The sequence below is a fragment of the Bacillus sp. MRMR6 genome (genome assembly GCF_001940785.1).
Taxonomy (GTDB): domain Bacteria; phylum Bacillota; class Bacilli; order Bacillales; family Cytobacillaceae; genus Neobacillus.
Window position 1 is genome coordinate 1 of sequence record NZ_MSLS01000066.1, and the last position, 3,624, is coordinate 3,624.

The 3,624-nt window shown below is 44.1% G+C and carries 2 protein-coding genes; both read right to left on the minus strand.

All coding sequences use genetic code 11. The features are described from left to right. Positions 1-562: 562 nt before the first annotated feature. On the minus strand, positions 563-1,411 hold the full coding sequence (gene yidA, locus BTR25_RS26405) for a sugar-phosphatase (protein ID WP_075690915.1): 849 nt from the start codon (positions 1,409-1,411) through the stop codon (positions 563-565). Between the two features lie 669 nt (positions 1,412-2,080). Continuing rightward, a partial coding sequence (locus BTR25_RS26410) for a collagen-like protein (RefSeq protein ID WP_075690916.1) occupies positions 2,081-3,624 on the minus strand: 1,544 nt, incomplete at its 5' end.

A 3,624-nucleotide genomic window follows, 5' to 3' on the forward strand; every position in this document is an offset into this window, starting at 1 on the left:
TAATGAGCTAGTTGTGCCTTTGATGATTTTTAAGCAGAAGATCATAGCGCAAAATTTTTGATTGCCAGAGAAGAATGAAGTCGCGGCCCTCGCTAATGAACTAAAATATGGTAACCCCACCAAAAATAAATTTTTATTCGTTGAAGGATTTTTTCAATTTACGTCGTATTGGGGATTCAATCCGATACCTATTTTTCATACATTTTTATACAAGTGTTCGCAACTATTATACAGTATATTTAATTAAACTTCATTTAAATTTTCTTTTAGAGCCATCGCGTAGCGATTTCGTTCTTCTTCTGCTTCCTCAAGTAAGCCGAAGAACCGTCCCCGTGAAAGCCCCAATTCCTAACTCTCTTAGATGGACCAGTAGGAAATACAAATCTCTTATGTTCACTTGCTCCAAATCTCACTGATTTGGGTTTAGAGGTGTTAGCATTAGAGTATAAAGAAGGTCATGTATCCCTGCACCGCGAAGTGCAGGAATACATGACCTTTTCCCTTCGTATCTATCATATTAGTTAAATGCAGTAGAACCGTCCCTCTGTCTTTTTGCCCTTTATCAAACTTCAACTAAGCCCGAGGATTGATCGGCATGCGAATGGTTTAATACTAGTTTCTCAATCGCATGGGCTACTCCATTTTCGTTATTAGATAAGGTATGGAACTGAGCCGCTTCTTTAACAACTGATTCTGCATTAGCCATGGCAACTCCGCAGCCAGCATACTCAATCATACTTAGATCATTTTCGCCATCCCCGATGCATATGACTTCTTCCCGTTTTATCCCAAGTTTTTCGGCAAGTTGTTTGACTGCATTTCCTTTGCCGGCACTTGGGTCAAGGATTTCTAGAAAGAACGGAGTACTTTTCACGAACGTATACTTATCCCAAAATGATTCAGGAATATTTGCAATGACCTTATTCAAACGTTCCGGTTCGTCAATAAACATCACTTTTGGAATAATCATGTCCTTTGAAACTTCATCAATTGGTCGATAATGGAGTGGAATTTGATTGATATGGGCCTCATGAATGGTGTATCGATTGATCTCTCTATTCGGTGTATAAAGATTTTCTGTATCAAAGAAATGGAGCGGTGACTGGAGCTTTAAGCTTAATTCATATATTTCTTTTAAGTCTTCAAATGTTAAGGTAATTTGGGACTCTACATCATAGGTGTGAGTATTTTGAACAAGTGCACCATTAAAGGTAATCACATAGTCATCTTCATCATTTAATTTCAATTCCTCAATAATCGATTGGACACCGACGATTGGCCTTCCCGTACAGATGACCACCCTCACACCTTTTGCTTTAGCAGCTTGAATGGCGTCATTTACCTCTTTTGTAATCTCTTTTCGATCATTCATCAGCGTTCCATCAATATCTATTGCTACTAATTTATACAAATCTTCTCCTCCTAAATCTTGGTTGTGGGTAAAATATATTTCCTATACTACAAGAAGGACAATAATTAATCCAGCAATTTTATAAAAGCCACAGCCACAATCTACTTGTCGAGAGTGATGTGGACAATGGCTTTGTTGGATGGTATCTATTTGCAGATAAATATTTTTGGCCATAAGACAATGAAAAGGACTCATAGCATCCAATGCCAAAGTCCTTAAATATCCTAAAAAGCCATCAGAACCGTCCCCATTGTCTCCCTTCTCCTAAAGAAGACCTGTTCTCATCGATGCATGGTCCACATACCGATATCGTTAAAGCCATTAGACTGGAAGATCCCGCGGGTTTCGAAGGGGAGTGGAAAGCCGAGCAATTCTTTCGTGGTCTAGGCTATTATGTCCTAAATAACCAATTCAACCTACTATCAAAAAATCTAAATTTAACCGTTTCAACAATGTGTTTCGGCACTCATTGGTTCATCTAAGTGGAGGCCTTCCCATTAGACTACAATGTGTATTTAGAAACTAGAATGCTATAAACGCAGTATCTTATGAATCTAAAAGAGCCAAAATACACTAGTTTTGGATAAAAAACTGCAAATTTTAGGCTCATTTATTTTCATCCTTGTTTTTTGTTAAAGCAGCTTTTAGTTTGAGTAAAACCTAACAATTTTAAGGTCCAATAAGATTTACAGTCAGTGAAGCACTAGCATATTGACTGTTACCACTTAGATTTGTTGGAGCTACGGTCAAAACATCTCCTGCTACCAAAGTGGTTTGTATTGTTTTTCCTACTGTGGCATTGGTCCCTGCCGTAGTAAATCGCGATCCTGGAATTATAACATTGTTCCTTCTAATATTATAATTTGTTGCTGCACCACCTGAATTTATAGAAGTAAGGTCAGCGGATATTTCATAAATCCCATTAGCCTGAATCGTAATACTATTTGTCGCTGGATCTGGAGTTGTATTAGAAGCAGGACCAGGAAAATCGAACTCTATATTCATCCCTATTGTTACATTTCTGACAGAATCAATTCCATATAACGATCCAAACGTAGGTGTTACCCCCGGCCCTCGTGGTCCTGTTGGTCCTGTTGGTCCTGTTGGTCCTGTTGGCCCTTGTTCTCCCTGCGGTCCAGCTGGTCCTTGTTCTCCTTGTGGTCCTGCTGGTCCTTGTTCTCCCTGCGGTCCTGCTGGTCCTTGTTCTCCCTGCATTCCTATCGGGCCTTGTTCTCCTTGTGGTCCTGCTAGTCCTTGTTCACCTTGTGGTCCCGCTGGTCCTTGTTCTCCTTGTGGCCCTGCTGGTCCTTGTTCTCCCTGTGGYCCTGCTGGTCCTTGYTCTCCCTGTGGTCCCGTTGGTCCTTGTTCTCCCTGTGGTCCTGCTGGTCCTTGTTCTCCCTGTGGTCCTGCTAGTCCTTGTTCWCCTTGTGGTCCYGCTGGTCCTTGTTCTCCTTGTGGTCCTGCTRGTCCTTGTTCTCCTTGTGGTCCTGCTGGTCCTTGTTCTCCTTGTGGTCCTGCTRGTCCTTGTTCTCCTTGTGGTCCYGCTGGTCCTTGTTCTCCTTGTGGTCCTGCTAGTCCTTGTTCTCCTTGTGGTCCCGCTGGTCCTTGTTCTCCTTGTGGTCCTRCTAGTCCTTGTTCWCCTTGTGGTCCCGCTGGTCCTTGTTCTCCTTGTGGTCCTGCTAGTCCTTGTTCTCCTTGTGGTCCCGCTGGTCCTTGTTCWCCTTGTGGTCCTGCTAGTCCTTGTTCTCCCTGTGGTCCCGCTGGYCCTTGTACTCCTTGCGGTCCTGTTGGCCCTTGTTCTCCCTGCATTCCTATCGGGCCTTGTTCTCCTTGTGGTCCTGCTAGTCCTTGTTCTCCCTGTGGTCCCGCTGGTCCTTGTTCTCCCTGTGGTCCCGCTGGCCCTTGTACTCCTTGCGGTCCTGTTGGCCCTTGTTCTCCCTGCATTCCTATCGGKCCTTGTTCTCCTTGTGGTCCCGCTAGTCCTTGCTCTCCCTGTGGTCCCGTTGGTCCTTGTTCTCCTTGTGGTCCTGCTGGTCCTTGTTCTCCCTGTGGTCCTGCTAGTCCTTGTTCACCTTGTGGTCCCGCTGGTCCTTGTTCTCCTTGTGGTCCTGCTAGTCCTTGTTCTCCTTGTGGTCCTGCTGGTCCTTGTTCTCCTTGTGGTCCTGCTAGTCCTTGTTCTCCTTGTGGTCCCGCTGGTCCTTGTTCTCCTTGTG